This window comes from Pasteurella canis, assembly GCF_900454865.1.
Taxonomy (GTDB): domain Bacteria; phylum Pseudomonadota; class Gammaproteobacteria; order Enterobacterales; family Pasteurellaceae; genus Pasteurella; species Pasteurella canis.
This window is the reverse complement of record NZ_UGTV01000015.1, coordinates 2,038,502-2,057,101: the sequence shown is the minus strand read 5'-3', so window position 1 is coordinate 2,057,101 and position 18,600 is coordinate 2,038,502. Positions and strand designations below refer to the sequence as shown.

General features: G+C 38.5%; 14 protein-coding genes. 1 reads left to right on the top strand and 13 read right to left on the bottom strand.

Features of this window, described 5'->3' with window-relative positions; translation table 11 throughout:
- Positions 1–48: 48 nt before the first annotated feature.
- The 9 genes from glmS to rplJ all read right to left on the bottom strand — a co-directional run bounded on the left by glmS (position 49) and on the right by rplJ (position 14,713).
- Complete coding sequence (gene glmS, locus DYE19_RS10320) at positions 49–1,881, bottom strand: glutamine--fructose-6-phosphate transaminase (isomerizing) (protein WP_115323472.1); 1,833 nt, start codon at positions 1,879–1,881, stop codon at positions 49–51.
- A 214-nt stretch (positions 1,882–2,095) separates the two neighbouring features.
- A complete protein-coding gene (locus DYE19_RS10315) occupies positions 2,096–2,368 on the bottom strand; it encodes an HU family DNA-binding protein (RefSeq protein WP_049214718.1) in 273 nt (90 codons plus the stop codon).
- A 150-nt stretch (positions 2,369–2,518) separates the two neighbouring features.
- Positions 2,519–3,109 carry a YjaG family protein gene (locus DYE19_RS10310; RefSeq protein WP_115323471.1) on the bottom strand — a complete coding sequence of 197 codons (591 nt, stop codon included), beginning with the start codon at positions 3,107–3,109 and terminating at the stop codon, positions 2,519–2,521.
- 17 nt (positions 3,110–3,126) lie between these two features.
- Entirely contained in the window at positions 3,127–4,191 is a 1,065-nt protein-coding gene (gene hemE / locus DYE19_RS10305; protein WP_115323470.1) for a uroporphyrinogen decarboxylase, read from the bottom strand.
- Complete coding sequence (gene nudC, locus DYE19_RS10300; RefSeq protein WP_115323469.1) at positions 4,188–4,982, bottom strand: NAD(+) diphosphatase; 795 nt, start codon at positions 4,980–4,982, stop codon at positions 4,188–4,190. The genes hemE and nudC overlap by 4 nt, the downstream gene beginning before the upstream one ends.
- Positions 4,983–5,129: 147 nt before the next feature.
- A complete protein-coding gene (gene rpoC, locus DYE19_RS10295; protein WP_115323468.1) occupies positions 5,130–9,386 on the bottom strand; it encodes a DNA-directed RNA polymerase subunit beta' in 4,257 nt (1,418 codons plus the stop codon).
- A gap of 111 nt (positions 9,387–9,497) precedes the next feature.
- A complete protein-coding gene (gene rpoB, locus DYE19_RS10290) occupies positions 9,498–13,526 on the bottom strand; it encodes a DNA-directed RNA polymerase subunit beta (RefSeq protein ID WP_115323467.1) in 4,029 nt (1,342 codons plus the stop codon).
- A gap of 275 nt (positions 13,527–13,801) precedes the next feature.
- Positions 13,802–14,170 (bottom strand): 50S ribosomal protein L7/L12, encoded by a 369-nt coding sequence (rplL, locus tag DYE19_RS10285; protein ID WP_049214724.1) that lies wholly within the window; start codon positions 14,168–14,170, stop codon positions 13,802–13,804.
- Between the two features lie 51 nt (positions 14,171–14,221).
- The gene (gene rplJ, locus DYE19_RS10280; protein ID WP_049214725.1) at positions 14,222–14,713 is read right to left on the bottom strand and encodes a 50S ribosomal protein L10; all 492 of its coding nucleotides are present in this window, start codon (positions 14,711–14,713) and stop codon (positions 14,222–14,224) included.
- Between the two features lie 387 nt (positions 14,714–15,100).
- Here rplJ and DYE19_RS10275 point away from each other — a divergent pair, with 387 nt between their 5' ends.
- Positions 15,101–16,243, top strand: a complete 1,143-nt coding sequence (locus DYE19_RS10275; protein ID WP_115323466.1) for a glycerate kinase — start codon at positions 15,101–15,103, stop codon at positions 16,241–16,243.
- 72 nt (positions 16,244–16,315) lie between these two features.
- Here DYE19_RS10275 and rplA read toward each other — a convergent pair whose 3' ends face one another.
- From rplA to secE, 4 genes are all read right to left on the bottom strand, one after another.
- A complete protein-coding gene (gene rplA / locus DYE19_RS10270; protein ID WP_049214727.1) occupies positions 16,316–17,005 on the bottom strand; it encodes a 50S ribosomal protein L1 in 690 nt (229 codons plus the stop codon).
- 4 nt (positions 17,006–17,009) lie between these two features.
- A complete protein-coding gene (gene rplK, locus DYE19_RS10265; RefSeq protein ID WP_049214728.1) occupies positions 17,010–17,438 on the bottom strand; it encodes a 50S ribosomal protein L11 in 429 nt (142 codons plus the stop codon).
- A 157-nt stretch (positions 17,439–17,595) separates the two neighbouring features.
- The gene (gene nusG / locus DYE19_RS10260) at positions 17,596–18,147 is read right to left on the bottom strand and encodes a transcription termination/antitermination protein NusG (protein ID WP_049214729.1); all 552 of its coding nucleotides are present in this window, start codon (positions 18,145–18,147) and stop codon (positions 17,596–17,598) included.
- Between the two features lies 1 nt (position 18,148).
- Positions 18,149–18,559, bottom strand: a complete 411-nt coding sequence (secE, locus tag DYE19_RS10255; RefSeq protein WP_049214730.1) for a preprotein translocase subunit SecE — start codon at positions 18,557–18,559, stop codon at positions 18,149–18,151.
- Positions 18,560–18,600: the final 41 nt, after the last annotated feature.

The following is an 18,600-nucleotide window of genomic DNA, read 5'->3' as shown; positions in this document are numbered from 1 at the left end:
GCTAAAAACGTAGTAAGATACAACCCAATTTATATACTATAGTGAGCACTACTCAACTGTTACTGCTTTAGCTAAATTTCTTGGTTGGTCTACATCTGCCCCTTTTATCAATGCGACATAATAAGCTAACAGTTGCAGAGGAACAATATAAAAAATAGGGGCTATTAACGCATTCACTTTTGGCATACTCATAATTTTCATTCCTTCGCCTGCTGAAAAACCTGCTTGGTCATCTGTAAAAATATAAAGTTGTCCTCCACGAGCACGAACTTCTTCAATATTTGATTTCACTTTTTCCAATAGTTCATTACTCGGTGCAATAATAATCACTGGCATATTTTTATCAACTAAAGCTAATGGTCCATGTTTTAATTCACCCGCAGCATACGCCTCAGCATGAATATAAGAAATTTCTTTTAGTTTTAAAGCCGCCTCTAACATAATAGGATAGTACTCGCCACGTCCTAAAAATAAGACATGTTGTTTTTCAACGAAATCTTGTGCTAAGTTTTCAATTTCAGGTGCAAGTGCTAATACATTCTCAATTTCTGTTGGTAATAACTTTAACGCTTGCACAATATCCTGTTCTTGTTGAGTTAAAAGTGATCCCTTGGCTTTACCAACTGCACTCACTAATGTTAGCAAGTTCACTAATTGAGTAGTAAAAGCTTTTGTTGATGCTACGCCAATTTCAACACCAGCATGTGTCATAAAAGCAAAATCAGATTCTCTTACTAATGTAGATCCTGCAACATTACAAATCGTTATAGCGCCTAAATAGTCCTTCGTTTTAGCTAAACGTAATGCTGCAAGCGTATCTGCTGTTTCACCTGATTGTGATAATGTAATAAATAAGCTGTTATGGCGAGTGATGGATTGGCGATAACGAAACTCAGAAGCAATTTCAACATCACAGCTCACGCCAGCTAATTCTTCACACCAATAGCGAGCTACCATTCCAGCATGATAAGACGTACCACAAGCAACAATTTGAATATGTTCAACTTTTTCTAACAAAGCGGTTATATTATGCCCAATACTGTCTAATAAAATATGATCGTGACTTATTCGACCAACCATTGTGTTAATTAGTGCGGTAGGTTGTTCAAAAATTTCCTTTTGCATGAAATGACGAAACTCGCCTTTTTCAACAGCTTCACTAGTAAAAATAATATGCTGTTGCTCACGCTCAACACTTTTTCCTTCCAAATCATAAATTTGTACAGAATCTGATGTAATTTCTGCCATATCGCCTTCTTGCAAAAAGATAAAACGCTTTGCTACGTCGACTAATGCAATTTGATCTGAAGCAAAAAAATTTTCATTATGCCCTAAACCAATGACTAACGGGCTATCTGAACATGTCGCAATGAGGTGACGTGGATTTTCACAATCCATAACCACAATAGCATAAGTGCCCTTAAGTTGCTTTACTACCGCTTGTACAGCTTGTAATAACGACATTGCAGTACGCATTTCCCATGCAACTAGATGTGCAATCACTTCAGTATCAGTTTGCGATTGAAAAAAATAACCTTTATCTTGCAACATAATACGAAGAGTCTGATAGTTTTCAATGATCCCATTATGCACAACAGCAAAGTTTTCAGACACATGAGGATGGGCATTATCTTCAGAAGGTCTGCCATGTGTAGCCCAACGAGTATGTGCGATCCCTGTTCCACCACGTAATGGATGCATCATAATCGCCTGTTCTAACGCATTTACTTTGCCTAAACAGCGTAAACGTTGCAGCTGCTGTCGTTCATTAACAACGGCAATTCCAGCGGAGTCATAGCCTCTATACTCCAAACGATGTAATCCATTTACTAAAATACTCGTTATATCACGCTGCGATACAGCACCGACAATACCACACATTACGTTTTCCTCTTAAAAAAATTAAATCTAACTTATTAAATTTAAATAAATTAAATGACTATATGTATTCAGTTAAAAACTTAATCACAAAGTGTCGTATATTATAGCCTTGCTGATAAAATGCAAATTAATTTAATCATTTGGAGCAATAAGAACAATAAAAAAACTCTGTGAATTATCACAGAGTTTTCAAGGTGTAAAAAGGATGACTTAATTATTTTACAGCGTCTTTCAATGCTTTACCTGCAACGAATGCTGGCACTTTAGATGCAGCAATTTTAATCTCTGCACCAGTTTGTGGATTACGACCTGTACGTGCTTTACGTGCGTTTACTTTGAATGTACCAAAGCCGATTAATTGCACTGGTTCACCTGCTTTTAAACTACCAGAAATTGCTTCTAAAGTAGCTTCTAATGCTGCTTTAGCTTGTTTCTTATTTAAATCAGCTGCACTTGCAATTGCATCGATTAAGTCCGTTTTATTCATAAATAAATACCTTCTACTTTATTCAAATTTTAAGGAAAAACACGGTGTGTTTCCAATAACTATCATCACTGTGACTACAGCAATATCAAGCTTAATCTAAGTTGGTAATAAAACAAAGCAAGATTTTTAAAAATTGTAATAAACATCACATTATTGCTCGTTTTTTATACCAATATTGGAGATTCCACTCTCTCTCAGCTCACTTTTTAAGCTTAATATCAGAGATATATCACGCTCATCATATTCTTTTAAACTACGATATATCTGCCATTGTACATCTAATTCCTGTTGTATATCCTCACTTTCTTTTAACTCATTTTCAGTCAATTCGCGATCATTTTTTGTTTCTAATAACGTAGAAACTGTCTGCAAAGAAAGCTGACTTAATTTAATTGCTTGCTCTAACGTTGCGCCAGCAATAATAGCGTGTAATAACTCTGATAACCCTTCACAAGCATCAATTGCAGGCAACACTCCATAAAAGGTGTAATCATTTACATCGGGAATAATTTGTTCTAACTTTTCCAATTGATTTTCAAAGTTAATTTTTGCTCCTTTAACAGTTAAATATTCCCATACTAAATTAAGAATATTCTGATAAGTTTTAGCCTTATCATCTTGTTGAGTCATTTGGCAAAACAATTGAAAATTAGGTAACATACGCTCACATAGGCAAGCCATAAAAGTGACATGTTGCCAAACTTCGAGGTTTTCTAAACGTTTGTGAATTGGATTTCTCATGAGTTTACTGCTCTTTATTATTTATGATATTGCTTCGAATATTGATGAATTGCATCAACAAAAACTTTAGGGCTATTCTCTGGGACGTCTTGATGAATACCATGACCTAAATTAAATACATGACCACTACCTTGTCCAAAATCAGCTAAAATCGACCGCACCTCTTGTTCAATACGTGCTGGAGAAGCATATAATACTGATGGATCCATATTACCTTGTAATGCTACTTTGTGTCCAATTCGCTCTCTAGCTTGTACAAGACTCACTGTCCAATCTAAACCAACTGCATCACATCCCGTTTCTGCCATTGCTTCTAGCCACAAACCACCACCTTTAGTAAATAATGTTACAGGCACTTTACGTCCTTCATTTTCCCGTATTAAGCCATCAACAATCTTGTGCATATACTGTAATGAGCAGTCTAAGTATTCACGATGACCTAACACCCCACCCCAAGTATCGAAAATCATCACAGACTGTGCACCAGCTTTGATTTGTGCATTGAGATATAACATAACGGCATCCGCTAGCTTATTAAGTAATTGATGTAATAATTGTGGGTCGGTATACATCATTTTCTTAATTTTAGTAAAGGCTTTACTACTACCACCTTCAACCATATAAGTAGCAAGTGTCCAAGGACTACCCGAAAAACCAATCAAAGGTACTTCCCCTTTTAATTCACGGCGAATAGTACGTACAGCGTTCATGACATATTGCAATTCACCTTCAGGATCAGGAATTGGCAAATTTAGCACCGCGCTTTTACTGTCAATTGGATAAGCAAATTTAGGTCCCTCCCCGACACCAAAACTTAACCCCAATCCCATCGCATCAGGAATAGTTAAAATATCAGAAAATAAAATAGCCGCATCAAGTTGATAACGACGCAACGGTTGTAAAGTCACCTCACAAGCCAGATCTGCATTACGGCATAAAGACATAAAATCACCAGCTATTGCACGTGTTTCTTTATACTCAGGCAAATAACGTCCAGCTTGCCGCATCATCCAAACTGGTGTCATATCCACAGGCTCTCGTAATAATGCACGCAAATAACGATCATTTTTCAATGCTGTCATTTTATTTTCCTTTCTTCTTCTGCACACAATGCTAATGTATGCTCAATTAATTTCAATGCAATTGTTCCTCTTGGAGGAAGCTCTGGTAAATTAGAATCATAACGAAACCATTTTGCATCACAAATCTCTGCTTCTTGCAAACAAATTTCTCCACTTTCGTAATCAGCTAAAAAGCCAATCATTGCTGAATTTGGAAATGCCCAAGGCTGACTACCAAAATAACGTAGATTATTAATTGTAATCCCTGTTTCTTCAAACACTTCTCGATGTACGGCTTGCTCAAAAGTTTCACCCACTTCGACAAATCCAGCAAGTGTAGTATAAATACCACCTTTATGGCGTAAATGATTGGCCAATAAAATCTCACTGCCGCGGCGTATAGCTACAATAATACAAGGATGAATTACAGGATAAATACAATATTTACAATGATTATTTTGACACTCTACTGCCCATTCACTAGGCGAAATTTGTGTTAGAGAACCACATTTGCCACAAAATTTGTGTGTATTTAAAAAGTAATTAAGCTCAACTCCACGACTTAATAAATTAAACACATCTTCTGGTAAAAAAAGTAGGTCACGTAAAGAAAAATACTCTCTTGAATCAGATAATCTTTCCTCAACCAAATAAACGGGATGCTGCTCTAACTCACCTATTACTCTTGCTTTTAATCCTTGTAACCCCAAGTCAATTGCTCTTCCTTTTGGTAATTGGCCATTGATAAAGTGCAAAGACGAACCTTGTGTTAATAGCCAAAAACCAGTGTCATCTGGTTGAATTAATTTCATATAAACTCATAAAATTTTGAAAAACTGACCGCACTTTAGCGATTTTAATTGAATAAAGTATAACCATTATAAAAGGAATTTTATGATTTAGCGAACAAAAAACCCCGAACATCCGCTCGGGGTTTTTTAGTTAATAACGCTGATTGTTTATGCTTCGTCAGTTTCGACCATATTTAACATTTCAGCTAAACTTGCACTTGCATCTTCTGAAGTCATCACAAACTCGGCTGCAATTTCTTCTTCATCTGCTGCTGATAGCTTAACAGGTATATCATCAGACATCACAACTTTTTTCTGACGATTTTGATGGTAAGCAAAACCTGTACCCGCTGGGATTAAACGACCAACAATGACATTCTCTTTCAAGCCACGTAATTCATCACGTTTACCCGCAACTGCAGCTTCCGTTAATACTCGAGTTGTTTCTTGGAATGATGCTGCTGAGATAAATGACTCAGTTGCAAGAGATGCTTTGGTAATACCAAGCAATTCACGTTCAAATTCAACTAATGGTTTACCTTCTGCTTCACGCTTACGATTCACGATCTTAATACGTGCAACCTCAACTTGCTCACCCTCTAAGAATTCAGAGTCATAAGCTTTAGTGATGATTGCTTTACGTAACATCTGACGCACAATAACTTCGATGTGTTTATCGTTAATTTTTACCCCTTGCAAGCGGTAAACTTCTTGTACTTCATTAACGATATAATCAGTTACTGCATGAACACCACGTAAACGTAAGATATCATGTGGCGTTTCTGCACCATCAGAAATCAAGTCACCACGCTCAACCATCTCGCCTTCAAATACGTTGAGCTGACGCCATTTAGGAATCATTTCTTCGTAAGTTTCGCCTTCTACTGGTGTAATTAATAAACGACGTTTACCTTTCGTTTCTTTACCGAATGACACAATACCTGAAATTTCTGCCAAAATTGCAGGTTCTTTCGGTTTACGTGCTTCAAATAAATCTGCAACGCGAGGAAGACCACCAGTAATATCTTTCGTTCCTACAGATTCTTGTGGAATACGTGCTAATGGATCACCGATATGTACTTCAGCACTATCATCTAAAGTTACGATAGCTTTACCTGGCAAGAAATACTGTGCAACTACATCTGTGCCTGGGATCAAAATATCATTACCTTTTGCATCAACAAGCTTAATTGCTGGGCGTAAATCTTTACCTGCAGTAGCACGTTCACCTACATCCTGCACAACGATTGATGACAATCCTGTTAATTCATCTGTTTGACGTGTGACTGTTAAACCATCGATAATATCTACAAATTTAACGAAACCACTTACCTCAGAAACAACTGGCATAGTATGTGGATCCCAGTTCGCAACAGTTTCACCTGCACTAACTTCCTGACCATCCGCTTTGCTTAAAATCGCACCATAAGGGACTTTATAATGCTCTTTCGTACGACCAAATGCATCAATAATCGTCAACTCAGTATTACGTGAAGTTAATACTAGCTTACCTTCATTGTTAGTAACGAATTTCACATTTGCTAAACGTAACGTACCTGCATTTTTTACTTGAACACTAGATTCTTTTGCTGCTGCAGATGCTGCACCACCGATATGGAACGTACGCATTGTTAACTGTGTACCTGGCTCACCGATTGACTGTGCTGCAATAACCCCTACAGCCTCACCTTGGTTAATCAAGTGACCACGGGCCAAATCACGACCATAACATTTCGCACATACGCCGAAATCTGTATTACAAGTTACAACTGAACGTACTTTAATACTGTCGACCGAGTTTTCATCGATCACGTCACATAATTTCTCATCTAATAAAGTATTACGTGGAATTAATACATCTTCAGTACCAGGTTTTAATACGTCTTCTGCAACCACACGACCTAATACGCGATCACGTAATGCTTCTTTAACATCACCACCTTCAATTAATGGTGTCATGATGATACCTTCGTGTGTACCACAATCATCTTCAACAATTACTAAGTCTTGTGCAACATCAACTAAACGACGAGTTAAGTAACCTGAGTTTGCTGTTTTTAATGCAGTATCCGCAAGACCTTTACGTGCACCATGGGTTGAAATAAAGTACTGTAATACGTTTAGACCTTCACGGAAGTTTGCCGTAATTGGCGTTTCGATGATCGAACCATCTGGACGAGCCATTAGACCACGCATACCTGCTAACTGACGAATCTGTGCCGCAGAACCACGAGCACCAGAGTCCGCCATCATGAAGATGCTATTAAAGGATGCCTGCTTCTCTGGATTGCCTTCACGGTTAATTACTTCTTCTGTAGACAAGTTTTCCATCATCGCTTTAGCAACACGTTCGTTTGCAGCAGCCCAAATATCGATCACTTTGTTATAACGCTCACCAGCAGTAACTAAACCTGATTGGAACTGCTCTTGAATTTCTGCTACCTCTTCTTCTGCTGCAGAGATAATTTCGTATTTCTTCGCAGGTATCACCATGTCATCAATACCGACAGATGAACCAGAACGAGCTGCATACGCAAAACCTGTATACATAATTTGGTCAGCGAAAAGCACACTTGGCTTCATACCTAAGCGACGGTAGCTCTCGTTGATTAACTTGGAAATTGCCTTTTTACCTAATGTTTGGTTAAACAAGCTAAATGGCATACCTTTTGGTGCAATCATCCAAAGAATCGCACGACCAATCGTAGTATCTACTAAGTGAGTTTGAGACTCAAACTCGCCTGCTGCGTTTTTCACATATTCTGTGATACGTACTTTTACGCGAGAATGTAATTCAGCTTGACCTGTACGATACGCTTTCTCCGCTTCACGAGGGTCTTGCAACAACATTCCTTCGCCTTTACCGTTCACTTTGTCACGCGTCATATAGTAAAGACCTAATACAACGTCTTGTGATGGAACAATAATAGGTTCACCGTTTGCTGGTGATAAAATGTTATTGGTTGACATCATTAACGCACGTGCTTCTAACTGTGCTTCTAATGTCAGTGGTACGTGAACCGCCATTTGGTCGCCATCGAAGTCTGCGTTGAACGCCGCACAAACTAGTGGGTGTAACTGGATCGCTTTACCTTCGATCAATAATGGTTCAAATGCTTGAATACCTAAACGGTGCAATGTTGGTGCACGGTTTAACAAAATTGGGTGTTCACGAATAACATCCGCTAAAATATCCCATACGATCGCATCTTCGCGTTCAACCATTTTCTTCGCAGCTTTAATCGTTGAAGCAAAACCACGACTCTCTAATTTTGCATAGATAAATGGACGGAACAATTCCAACGCCATTTTCTTCGGTAAACCACATTGATGTAGGTGTAAGTATGGACCTACTGTGATTACAGAACGACCTGAGTAGTCAACACGTTTACCTAATAAGTTTTGACGGAAACGACCTTGTTTGCCCTTGATCATATCCGCAAGTGATTTTAATGGGCGACGATTAGAACCCGTAATTGCACGACCACGACGACCATTATCTAATAACGCATCGACAGATTCTTGTAACATACGTTTCTCGTTACGCACGATAATGTCTGGTGCGATTAAGTCTAAAAGACGTTTTAAACGGTTGTTACGGTTAATTACACGACGGTATAAGTCGTTCAGATCTGACGTTGCAAAACGACCACCATCAAGTGGTACTAATGGGCGTAAATCTGGTGGTAATACGGGTAATACAGTCATCACCATCCACTCTGGTTTGTTGCCAGATTGAATAAATGCTTCTAAAAGTTTTAAACGTTTCGTGATTTTCTTACGTTTCGTTTCTGAGTTAGTTTCTTGTAATTCTTCACGTAAGTTTTCACACTCCTGAGGCAGGTCCATATCGCGCAATAAAGCTTGAATTGCCTCTGCACCCATTTTTGCTTCAAACTCATCACCCCAGCGATCTTCTGCATCTAAATATTGCTCTTCAGTCAATAACTGCCCTTTCTCTAAATCAGTCATTCCTGGCTCAATCACAATATATGATTCGAAATATAAAACACGTTCAATATCACGTAATGGCATATCAAGTAATAAACCAATACGGGATGGCAGTGATTTTAAAAACCAAATATGTGCAACAGGTGAAGCAAGCTCAATATGCCCCATACGCTCACGACGCACTTTAGTTTGTGTTACTTCAACACCACATTTTTCACAAATCACTCCACGATGTTTTAAACGTTTATATTTACCACATAAACATTCATAATCTTTTACTGGACCAAAGATACGGGCACAGAAAAGGCCATCACGTTCTGGTTTGAATGTGCGGTAGTTAATGGTTTCAGGCTTTTTAACCTCACCGAATGACCAAGAACGGATCATGTCAGGTGATGCTAAACCAATTTTGATCACATCAAAATCTTCACTCGTTTTTGATTGTGCTTTTAAAAACTTAACTAAGTCTTTCACAGATTTGCTCCTGTCGGAGTTAAACTTATTCAAGTGCGGTTGAAATGTTGAAAATTTTCACCGCACTTGAGCGTACATTGCTTTACACCAAGCTTGGGTTATGATTTCAGATTAATCTTCATCTAAATCAATGTTGATACCAAGCGAGCGAATTTCTTTCATAATGACGTTGAAAGATTCTGGTGTGCCTGGATCCATTTGATGCGTGCCACCCACGATGTTTTTGTACATCTTCGTACGACCATTCACATCATCGGATTTCACTGTCAACATCTCTTGTAAGGTATAAGCTGCACCATATGCTTCAAGTGCCCACACCTCCATTTCACCGAAACGCTGACCACCGAATTGTGCTTTACCACCCAATGGTTGTTGTGTTACCAAGCTATAAGAACCTGTTGAACGAGCATGCATTTTGTCGTCAACTAAGTGGTTCAACTTGAGCATATACATGTAACCTACTGTTACTGGACGCTCAAATTTCTCACCAGTACGGCCATCAAATAAAGTAATTTGACCTGAGGTTGGTAAACCACCTAACTCTAATAAGCCTTTGATTTCGCTTTCATGTGCACCATCAAATACTGGAGTAGCAAGCGGTAAACCTTTACGTAAGTTTTGTGCTAAACGCATGACTTCTTCATCAGTAAAAGTACTTAAATCGACTTTTTGAGAGCCGTGACCCAAGTCGTATGCTTTTTGCATATATTCACGCAATTTTGCCACTTCTTGTTGTTGTTTGATCATTGCATTGATCTTGTCACCAATACCTTTCGCCGCTAAACCTAAGTGAGTTTCTAAGATCTGGCCGATGTTCATCCGTGATGGAACACCCAGTGGATTCAACACAATATCAACAGGCTGGCCGTTTTCATCATACGGCATGTCTTCTACAGGGTTAATTTTTGAGATAACCCCTTTGTTACCATGACGCCCCGCCATTTTATCACCTGGTTGAATCTGACGTTTCACCGCAAGATACACTTTCACTACTTTCAATACGCCAGGTGCTAAATCATCACCTTGAATGATTTTACCACGTTGGATTTCTAACTTACGTTCAAACTCTTTGCGTAATTCTTCATATTGTTCAGCAAGCTGTTCTAACTGATTTTGTTGCGACTCATCATTTAATGACTGCTCTAACCATTTAGTGCGGTCTAATTTATCTAAGTTTTTAGCATCGAAACCACCCGCGATGAGAAGGCTACGAACACGTGTAAACAAACCTGCTTCAAGGATTTCTAATTCTTCCACAAGGTCTTTTTTCGCTTGTTTTAATTGCATTTCTTCAATTTCAAGCGCACGTTTGTCTTTTTCTACACCATCGCGAGTGAAGACTTGAACGTCAATAACGGTACCCGATACGCTATTTGGTACACGTAATGAAGAATCTTTTACATCAGATGCCTTTTCACCAAAGATTGCACGTAGTAATTTTTCTTCAGGAGTTAATTGTGTCTCGCCTTTTGGAGTCACTTTACCTACAAGAATATCGCCACCTTTTACTTCCGCACCAATGTAAACAATACCAGATTCATCAAGTTTACTTAATGCTGCTTCACCTACGTTTGGAATATCCGCTGTGATTTCTTCTGAACCTAATTTGGTATCACGTGCCACACAAGAAAGTTCTTGGATATGAATTGTGGTGAAACGATCTTCTTGTACAACGCGTTCAGAAACTAACATTGAGTCTTCAAAGTTATAACCATTCCAAGGCATGAACGCAACACGCATATTTTGACCAAGTGCTAACTCACCTAAATCTGTTGAAGGACCATCAGCTAACACTTCACCACGCCCAATAGGTTCACCTAATGACACACAAGGCACTTGGTTGATACAAGTATTTTGGTTTGAACGGGTATATTTTACAAGGTTATAAATATCAATACCTGCCTCACCTGGGATCGTTTCATCTTCATTGACTTTTACTACGATACGAGAAGCATCAACATATTGAATTGTACCACCACGTTTTGCAATTACTGTTACACCAGAGTCCACTGCAACAGCTTTCTCAATACCTGTGCCGACTAATGGTTTATCCGCACGTAATGTTGGAACTGCCTGACGTTGCATGTTTGCCCCCATCAAGGCACGGTTCGCATCATCATGCTCCAAGAATGGAATTAATGCTGCTGCAACAGAAACCACTTGTTGAGTTGAAACGTCCATATAATGGATTTCATCTGGACGATATAAGCCAGATTCACCATGTTCTCCACGGCATGTAACAAATGCATCAGTAAAACGTAAATCCTCATCTAAATTAGAGTTCGCCTGTGCAATCACATATTTACCTTCTTCAATCGCAGATAAATATTCAATTTCTTCTGTGACTTGACCATTTACTACTTTACGGTATGGCGTTTCTAAGAAACCATAATCGTTAGTACGGGCGTAAACTGAAAGTGAGTTGATCAAACCAATGTTTGGACCTTCAGGCGTTTCAATTGGACACACACGACCATAGTGAGTTGCGTGAACATCTCGCACTTCAAAGCCCGCGCGCTCACGAGTCAAACCACCTGGACCTAATGCAGAAATACGACGTTTATGCGTGACTTCTGACAACGGGTTGTTTTGATCCATGAATTGTGAAAGTTGTGAAGAACCAAAAAACTCTTTCACTGCAGCAGAAATGGGTTTTGCATTGATCAAATCTTGTGGCGTAACAGCATCTAGATCTCCCAGAGATAGGCGTTCTTTTACCGCTCTTTCAACTCTTACTAAACCGATACGGAATTGATTCTCTGCCATTTCACCAACTGAGCGAATACGACGATTACCTAAATGATCGATATCATCAACTTCACCACGACCATTACGAATCTCAATTAGTTTCTTCATTACACCGATGATATCATCGTTGCTTAAAATACCACTGCCAATCTCTTCATCAATACCTAAAGAACGGTTAAATTTCATACGTCCTACTGCAGATAAATCATAACGATCTGAAGAGAAGAATAGATTATCAAATAAACTTTCTGCAGCTTCTTTTGTTGGTGGCTCACCTGGGCGCATCATGCGATAAATTTCAACCAATGCACTTAAACGGTCGCTAGAAGGATCAACACGCAATGTTTCAGAAATATAAGGTCCATGATCTAAATCATTGGTAAATAAGGTTTCAATTGTTTTATAACCCGCTTGAGATAATTTCGCTAACATTTCTAACGAAACTTCCATATTAGCAGGGCAAATTACTTCACCACTATCTAAATCAACATAATCTTTAGCGGCGATTTTACCAACAATATATTCTGTTGGAACTTCAACTTGAGTGACATTATCTTTTTCTAATGCACGAATATGACGTGCTGTAATGCGACGACCTCGCTCAATATAAACCTTGCCATTTGCTTCAATATCAAATGTTGCTGTTTCACCACGTAATCTTTCTGGCACTAATGTCATAAGCAACTTGTTGTCTTTAATTTCAAATACAACTTTATCAAAGAAAAGATCGAGGATTTGTTCTGTAGTGTAGTTTAATGCGCGTAAAATAATCGTTGCGGGTAATTTACGACGGCGGTCAATACGTGCATATAAGTTATCTTTTGGATCAAATTCAAAATCTAACCAAGAACCACGATAAGGAATAATACGTGCATTATATAAAACTTTACCTGAAGAATGTGTTTTACCTTTGTCAGAATCAAAGAATACACCCGGACTACGATGCAATTGCGACACAATAACACGTTCAGTACCATTAATAACAAAAGTACCGTTATCAGTCATTAATGGAATTTCACCCATATAGACTTCTTGTTCTTTAATATCTTTGATTGTGCCTGGCGCAGCATCTTTGTCATAGCTGACTAAACGTAATTTAACACGCAATGGTGCAGCATAAGTGGTGCCACGAATTTGACATTCTCTTACATCAAATACTGGCTCCCCCAATTGATAGCTCACATATTGTAGTTCAGTATTGCCATTATTGCTGACGATTGGGAAGACAGAACGGAATGCAGCTTCTAAGCCTTGCAAACCTTCTGGGTCTCTTTGAATAAATTTATCAAAAGAGTCTAGTTGAATTGTTAATAAATAAGGTACATTTAAAACTTGTGGGCGTTTGCCAAAGTCTTTACGAATACGTTTTTTCTCGGTATATGAGTAAACCATAGGGTTCCTCTGCTGTGTTTCAGTGAACCAAACACATAATGTTGTCTAAACAAACACTATGTATGCGATGTATGTTATTAAGATACCGTTTCTAGATGACCGCACTCTGAACCTTACTTCTGATGAGCGGATACCCCAAATTATGTCAACTTAATTAATTTGAGAAAAACAGAAAAAACCAAACGGAGAAATTTATTCCTGTTTTGATAGCACAAAATGGCTGATGGAAAAACCACCAGCCATCGAGCCTTGAAGGGCTAACAAGTCAATCAAAATTATTTGATTTCTACTTGTGCGCCAGCTTCTTCTAATTCTTTCTTAAGTGCATCAGCTTCAGCTTTAGAGATGCCTTCTTTCAACACTGCTGGAGCAGACTCTACTAAGTCTTTAGCTTCTTTTAAGCCTAAACCAGTTGCACCACGTACAGCTTTGATAACTGCTACTTTGTTAGCACCTGCACCTGCAAGCACTACGTCAAATTCAGTTTTCTCTTCAGCAGCTTCTGCTGGACCTGCTGCTACTGCTACTGCCGCTGCTGCTGCAGAAACACCAAATTTTTCTTCCATCGCAGTGATTAATTCTACGATTTCAGTTACAGATTTAGAAGCAATCGCTTCAATAATTTGTTCGTTAGTTAATGACATAACAATCAATTCCTAAAGTAAAAAAGTTAAACGAGTAAAGAAACCGCTGAATTAAGCTGCTTCTTGTAATTTGTCGCGTAATGCTGCAAGAGTACGAACAAGTTTGCCTGCCGCAGCTTCTTTCATTGTACCCATTAAACGTGCAATTGCTTCGTCGTAAGTCGGTAATGTTGCTAAGAATTCAACATCTTGGATCTTACCTTCAAAGGCTGCACCTTTAATTTCAAACTTATCGTTTGCTTTTGCAAAATCCTTGAACAAACGTGCTGCTGCACCTGGATGTTCAGTAGAAAATGCGATAAGTGTTGGACCTACAAACGTATCTTTTAAGCACTCAAAATCTGTACCTTCAACTGCGCGACGTAATAAGGTATTACGCACAACACGCATTGAAACGCCATTTTCACGAGCTGCTTTACGTAACTCAGTCATTTTATCTACTGTCACACCACGAGAATCCGCGATAACAGCTGATAGGGCACCTTTGGCTGCTTCGTTTACTTCAGCAACAATTGCTTGTTTGTCTTGAAGATTTAATGCCATTGGCTTTTAGCTCCTGAATACACTCCGATTTCTCGGACTTAAATTACCTCATATCAAAAAACAATATAAGGACGACTTCGGTGCACAGAAGCAAGAAAAATTCTTATTCTGTTCACCATCTACGTAGGATAATTAAGAAATACTTGATTTCCCCTACGGTCTTGGATGGGGCTTGAAATTGGTCAAGCACCATCAATCTTTCACCACAATTTTATATGGCAAAACTTAGGTGCAAGATTATAATCGGAGTTTCTTGTTTTGTAAATATAATTTATAAAAAATAAACGATTATGTAGAGTCTATTAGTTTTGGTATCGTAATGAAGATTAACAAACAAACTCACAAAATTATCAGCTATACTTAATGCTAGTTTAATAGGATCTTAATATGAAAATTGTGATTGCACCTGATTCTTTTAAAGAAAGTTTAACTTCACTTGAAGTCGCTAGTGCTATTGAAACAGGTTTTAAGAAAGTCTTTCCTCACGCCCAATACATTAAAGTGCCTATGGCTGATGGGGGTGAAGGTACTGTGCGATCTCTTATCGATGCAACACAAGGGAATTTGATTTCAACAGCCGTCATAGCGCCACTTGGCAATACTGTTTCGGCAACATGGGGACTATCAGGAAATAAAGATACAGCTTTCATAGAAATGGCAGCTTCCTCAGGGCTACACTTAGTACCACTTGAACAGAGAAATCCATTAAAAACAACCAGTTTTGGGACAGGACAACTCATAAAAGCAGCACTTGAATGCGGCATAAAAAAAATCATACTAGGGATTGGTGGTAGCGCCACTAATGATGGTGGAGTTGGTATGCTACAAGCACTAGGCGGTAGGTTCTTAGATAAAGATCAAAGAGAGATCCAATTAGGAGGGGAGTCATTGCAAACACTCTCTAAGATTGATCTTACTCATCTCGATCCCCGTTTGAAAGAAATTGAAATTCAAGTTGCTTGTGATGTGACTAATCCTTTGTGTGGTCCAAATGGTGCCTCTGCTATTTTTGGACCACAAAAAGGCGCTACAGCAGAAATGGTGCAACAGCTGGATCATGCTTTACACCACTTTTCTACTATCGTAGAACAACAATATCATCTCAACATTCGAGAACAGTCGGGAAGTGGCGCTGCGGGTGGTATGGGCGCAGGTTTATTATTACTACCTAATGTTCGACTACAATCTGGTGTAGAAATTATTATCAATGCAGTTAATCTCATTAAACAAGTGGAAAATGCTGATTTAATTATTACTGGAGAAGGGAGAATGGATAGTCAAACAGTGCAAGGTAAAACACCAGCTGGGGTCGCTAAAGTCGCAAAATACTTTAATAAACCTGTTATTGCAATTGTTGGGAGCTTAAAAGAAGACTATGAAGTGGTATATGATATTGGAATTGATGCCGTTTTTCCGATACTACATCAAGTTGAAAATTTAGATATAACTTTAAAAAAAGGTAAAGAAAACCTAATTTCTACAGCACAAAATATTGCAAGACTTTGTCAACTAACTGTATTCAAGCAATAACTCATTATTTATGAAAAAGACCGCACTTTATAGATATAAAAATGCGGTCTTTTTTGAATTAGCTTTTATAAGTTATAGTGAAGACTGATCAACAGCTACACCAGCACCCATTGTTGTCGAAATACTTACTTTCTTGATGAATACACCTTTAGATGTAGTCGGCTTCGCTTTAGCTAAAGCAGCTAATAACGCTTGTAAGTTTTCTTTTAGTTGTTCTTCGCTAAAGTTAACTTTACCGATTGTCGTGTGGATAATACCGTTCTTATCATTACGGTAACGAACCTGACCAGATTTTGCATTTTTTACAGCCTCTGCAACATTCGGTGTGACAGTACCAACTTTAGGGTTAGGCATTAAACCACGTGGACCTAAAATTTGACCTAATTGACCAACAACACGCATTGCATCTGGAGAAGCAATAACTACGTCGAAGTTCATTTCGCCTTTTTTCACTAACTCTGCTAAATCGTCCATACCAACTAAATCCGCACCAGCTTCTTTAGCTGCTTCTGCGTTAGCACCTTGAGTAAACACAGCAACACGTACAGAACGACCAGTACCATGTGGTAATACAGTTGCACCACGCACGTTTTGATCAGATTTACGAGGGTCGATACCTAAGTTAACAGCAACATCAACACTCTCAACGAATTTAGCTGTTGCGAATTGTTTTAATACTGCAATTGCTTCATTGATTTCATAAGCTTTAGTAGAATCTACGCCAGCTTTGATTGCTTTCATTTTTTTAGTCAATTTAGCCATCGTATTATTCCTCCACCACTAAGCCCATTGAGCGAGCTGTACCAGCGATTGATTTCATCTTAGTTTCGATAGATGCACCTGTCATATCAGCTGCTTTAGTTTCAGCAATTTGACGGATTTGATCTAAGGATACTTTACCCACTTTATCTTTGTTTGGCTTACCAGAGCCAGATTTGATACCCGCTGCTTTTTTCAATAATACTGCTGCTGGAGGTGTCTTTGTGATGAAAGTGAATGAACGGTCTGCATACACAGTGATAACAACTGGAATCGGTAAACCTTTTTCTAAGCTCTCAGTACGAGCATTGAATGCTTTACAGAATTCCATAATGTTCACACCTTGTTGACCTAATGCAGGACCAACTGGTGGTGAAGGGTTAGCCATACCAGCTGCAACTTGCAACTTAACATAGGCTTGTACTTTTTTTGCCATTTTTAGCTTCCTCTAGAATGGGTAATCACGCTATTACTAGCTCCCCTGTTTATGAAAGGCTGTATTCTAATTAAACACAGTCCAAACTTCAAGTAAAAATTACTTAAAATCACACCGCACTTATCTATCAGAATTGATCAATAAGCAAGGTTAAAAATTAATTTGTTTTCTCAACTTGACTGAATTCAAGCTCAACTGGTGTCGCACGCCCAAAAATAGATACAGACACTTTTAATCGACCTTTTTCATAGTCTACTTCTTCTACAGTGCCATTAAAGTCTGCAAATGGACCTTCTGTAACGCGGACTTCTTCACCAGGTTGGAACTCTTTTCTGTGACGAGGTTTTTCAGAGCTTTCTTGTAAGCGATTTAAAATTCTATCTGCTTCACGCTGTGAAATTGGCGCAGGTTTATCCGCTGTACCACCAATAAATCCCATTACACGTGGAACACTACGAACAAGGTGCCAAGTTTCATCGTTCATTTCCATTTGTACTAACACATAGCCTGGGAAAAATTTACGTTCACTTTTACGTCTTTTTCCTGCTACATTTTCAACAACCTCTTCTGTTGGAACGAGAACCTCACCAAATTGCTCTTCCATTTGATGTAATTTAATGTACTCACGTAAAGTTGCTGCTACACGCCCCTCAAAACCTGAAAAGGCCTGTAACACATACCAACGTTTTTTTGGTGCTGAATCTGTCATATTAGAACCTCAAATCTGTTAAGAACGTAATTAATGCAACGATAACTGAATCTAATCCCCATAAAATTAATGAAACAAGGATTGTGACACCTGCGACGATAAAAGTCGTCTGTGTTGCTTCTTGACGTGAAGGCCATACAATTTTTCTTAATTCAATTTTTGACTCACTGAAAAAATGACGTGCATTTACACCTTGATTTGTAAATGCTGCAATTCCTAATGCGACAAGCAATAAAACAACTACACCAACAACACGAATTGGAGTAGAAAGTTGTTCTTCAAGATAAATATTACCTAATGCTGCTCCCACGATGAGAACTAAGACTAAAAACCATAAAAAGCCATTTAAGCCTTTTGACTTTAAGCCATCATCTTCGAGCGTATTTTTCTTTTTCTCAATTTCTAACGCCATAATTTATTAATCCATTACTTAATATAAAAAATAGGGATTCA

What these genes read in the sequence shown, in the direction of transcription:
- DYE19_RS10275 (WP_115323466.1), top strand. Translation starts at nt 15,101, where the DNA reads ATGAAAATTGTGATTGCACCTGATTCTTTTAAAGAAAGTTTAACTTCA.
- glmS (WP_115323472.1), bottom strand. Translation starts at nt 1,881, where the DNA reads ATGTGTGGTATTGTCGGTGCTGTATCGCAGCGTGATATAACGAGTATT.
- rpoB (WP_115323467.1), bottom strand. Translation starts at nt 13,526, where the DNA reads ATGGTTTACTCATATACCGAGAAAAAACGTATTCGTAAAGACTTTGGC.
- rplK (WP_049214728.1), bottom strand. Translation starts at nt 17,438, where the DNA reads ATGGCAAAAAAAGTACAAGCCTATGTTAAGTTGCAAGTTGCAGCTGGT.
- DYE19_RS10315 (WP_049214718.1), bottom strand. Translation starts at nt 2,368, where the DNA reads ATGAATAAAACGGACTTAATCGATGCAATTGCAAGTGCAGCTGATTTA.
- nusG (WP_049214729.1), bottom strand. Translation starts at nt 18,147, where the DNA reads ATGACAGATTCAGCACCAAAAAAACGTTGGTATGTGTTACAGGCCTTT.
- hemE (WP_115323470.1), bottom strand. Translation starts at nt 4,191, where the DNA reads ATGACAGCATTGAAAAATGATCGTTATTTGCGTGCATTATTACGAGAG.
- rplJ (WP_049214725.1), bottom strand. Translation starts at nt 14,713, where the DNA reads ATGGCATTAAATCTTCAAGACAAACAAGCAATTGTTGCTGAAGTAAAC.
- nudC (WP_115323469.1), bottom strand. Translation starts at nt 4,982, where the DNA reads ATGAAATTAATTCAACCAGATGACACTGGTTTTTGGCTATTAACACAA.
- rplL (WP_049214724.1), bottom strand. Translation starts at nt 14,170, where the DNA reads ATGTCATTAACTAACGAACAAATTATTGAAGCGATTGCTTCTAAATCT.
- rplA (WP_049214727.1), bottom strand. Translation starts at nt 17,005, where the DNA reads ATGGCTAAATTGACTAAAAAAATGAAAGCAATCAAAGCTGGCGTAGAT.
- secE (WP_049214730.1), bottom strand. Translation starts at nt 18,559, where the DNA reads ATGGCGTTAGAAATTGAGAAAAAGAAAAATACGCTCGAAGATGATGGC.
- DYE19_RS10310 (WP_115323471.1), bottom strand. Translation starts at nt 3,109, where the DNA reads ATGAGAAATCCAATTCACAAACGTTTAGAAAACCTCGAAGTTTGGCAA.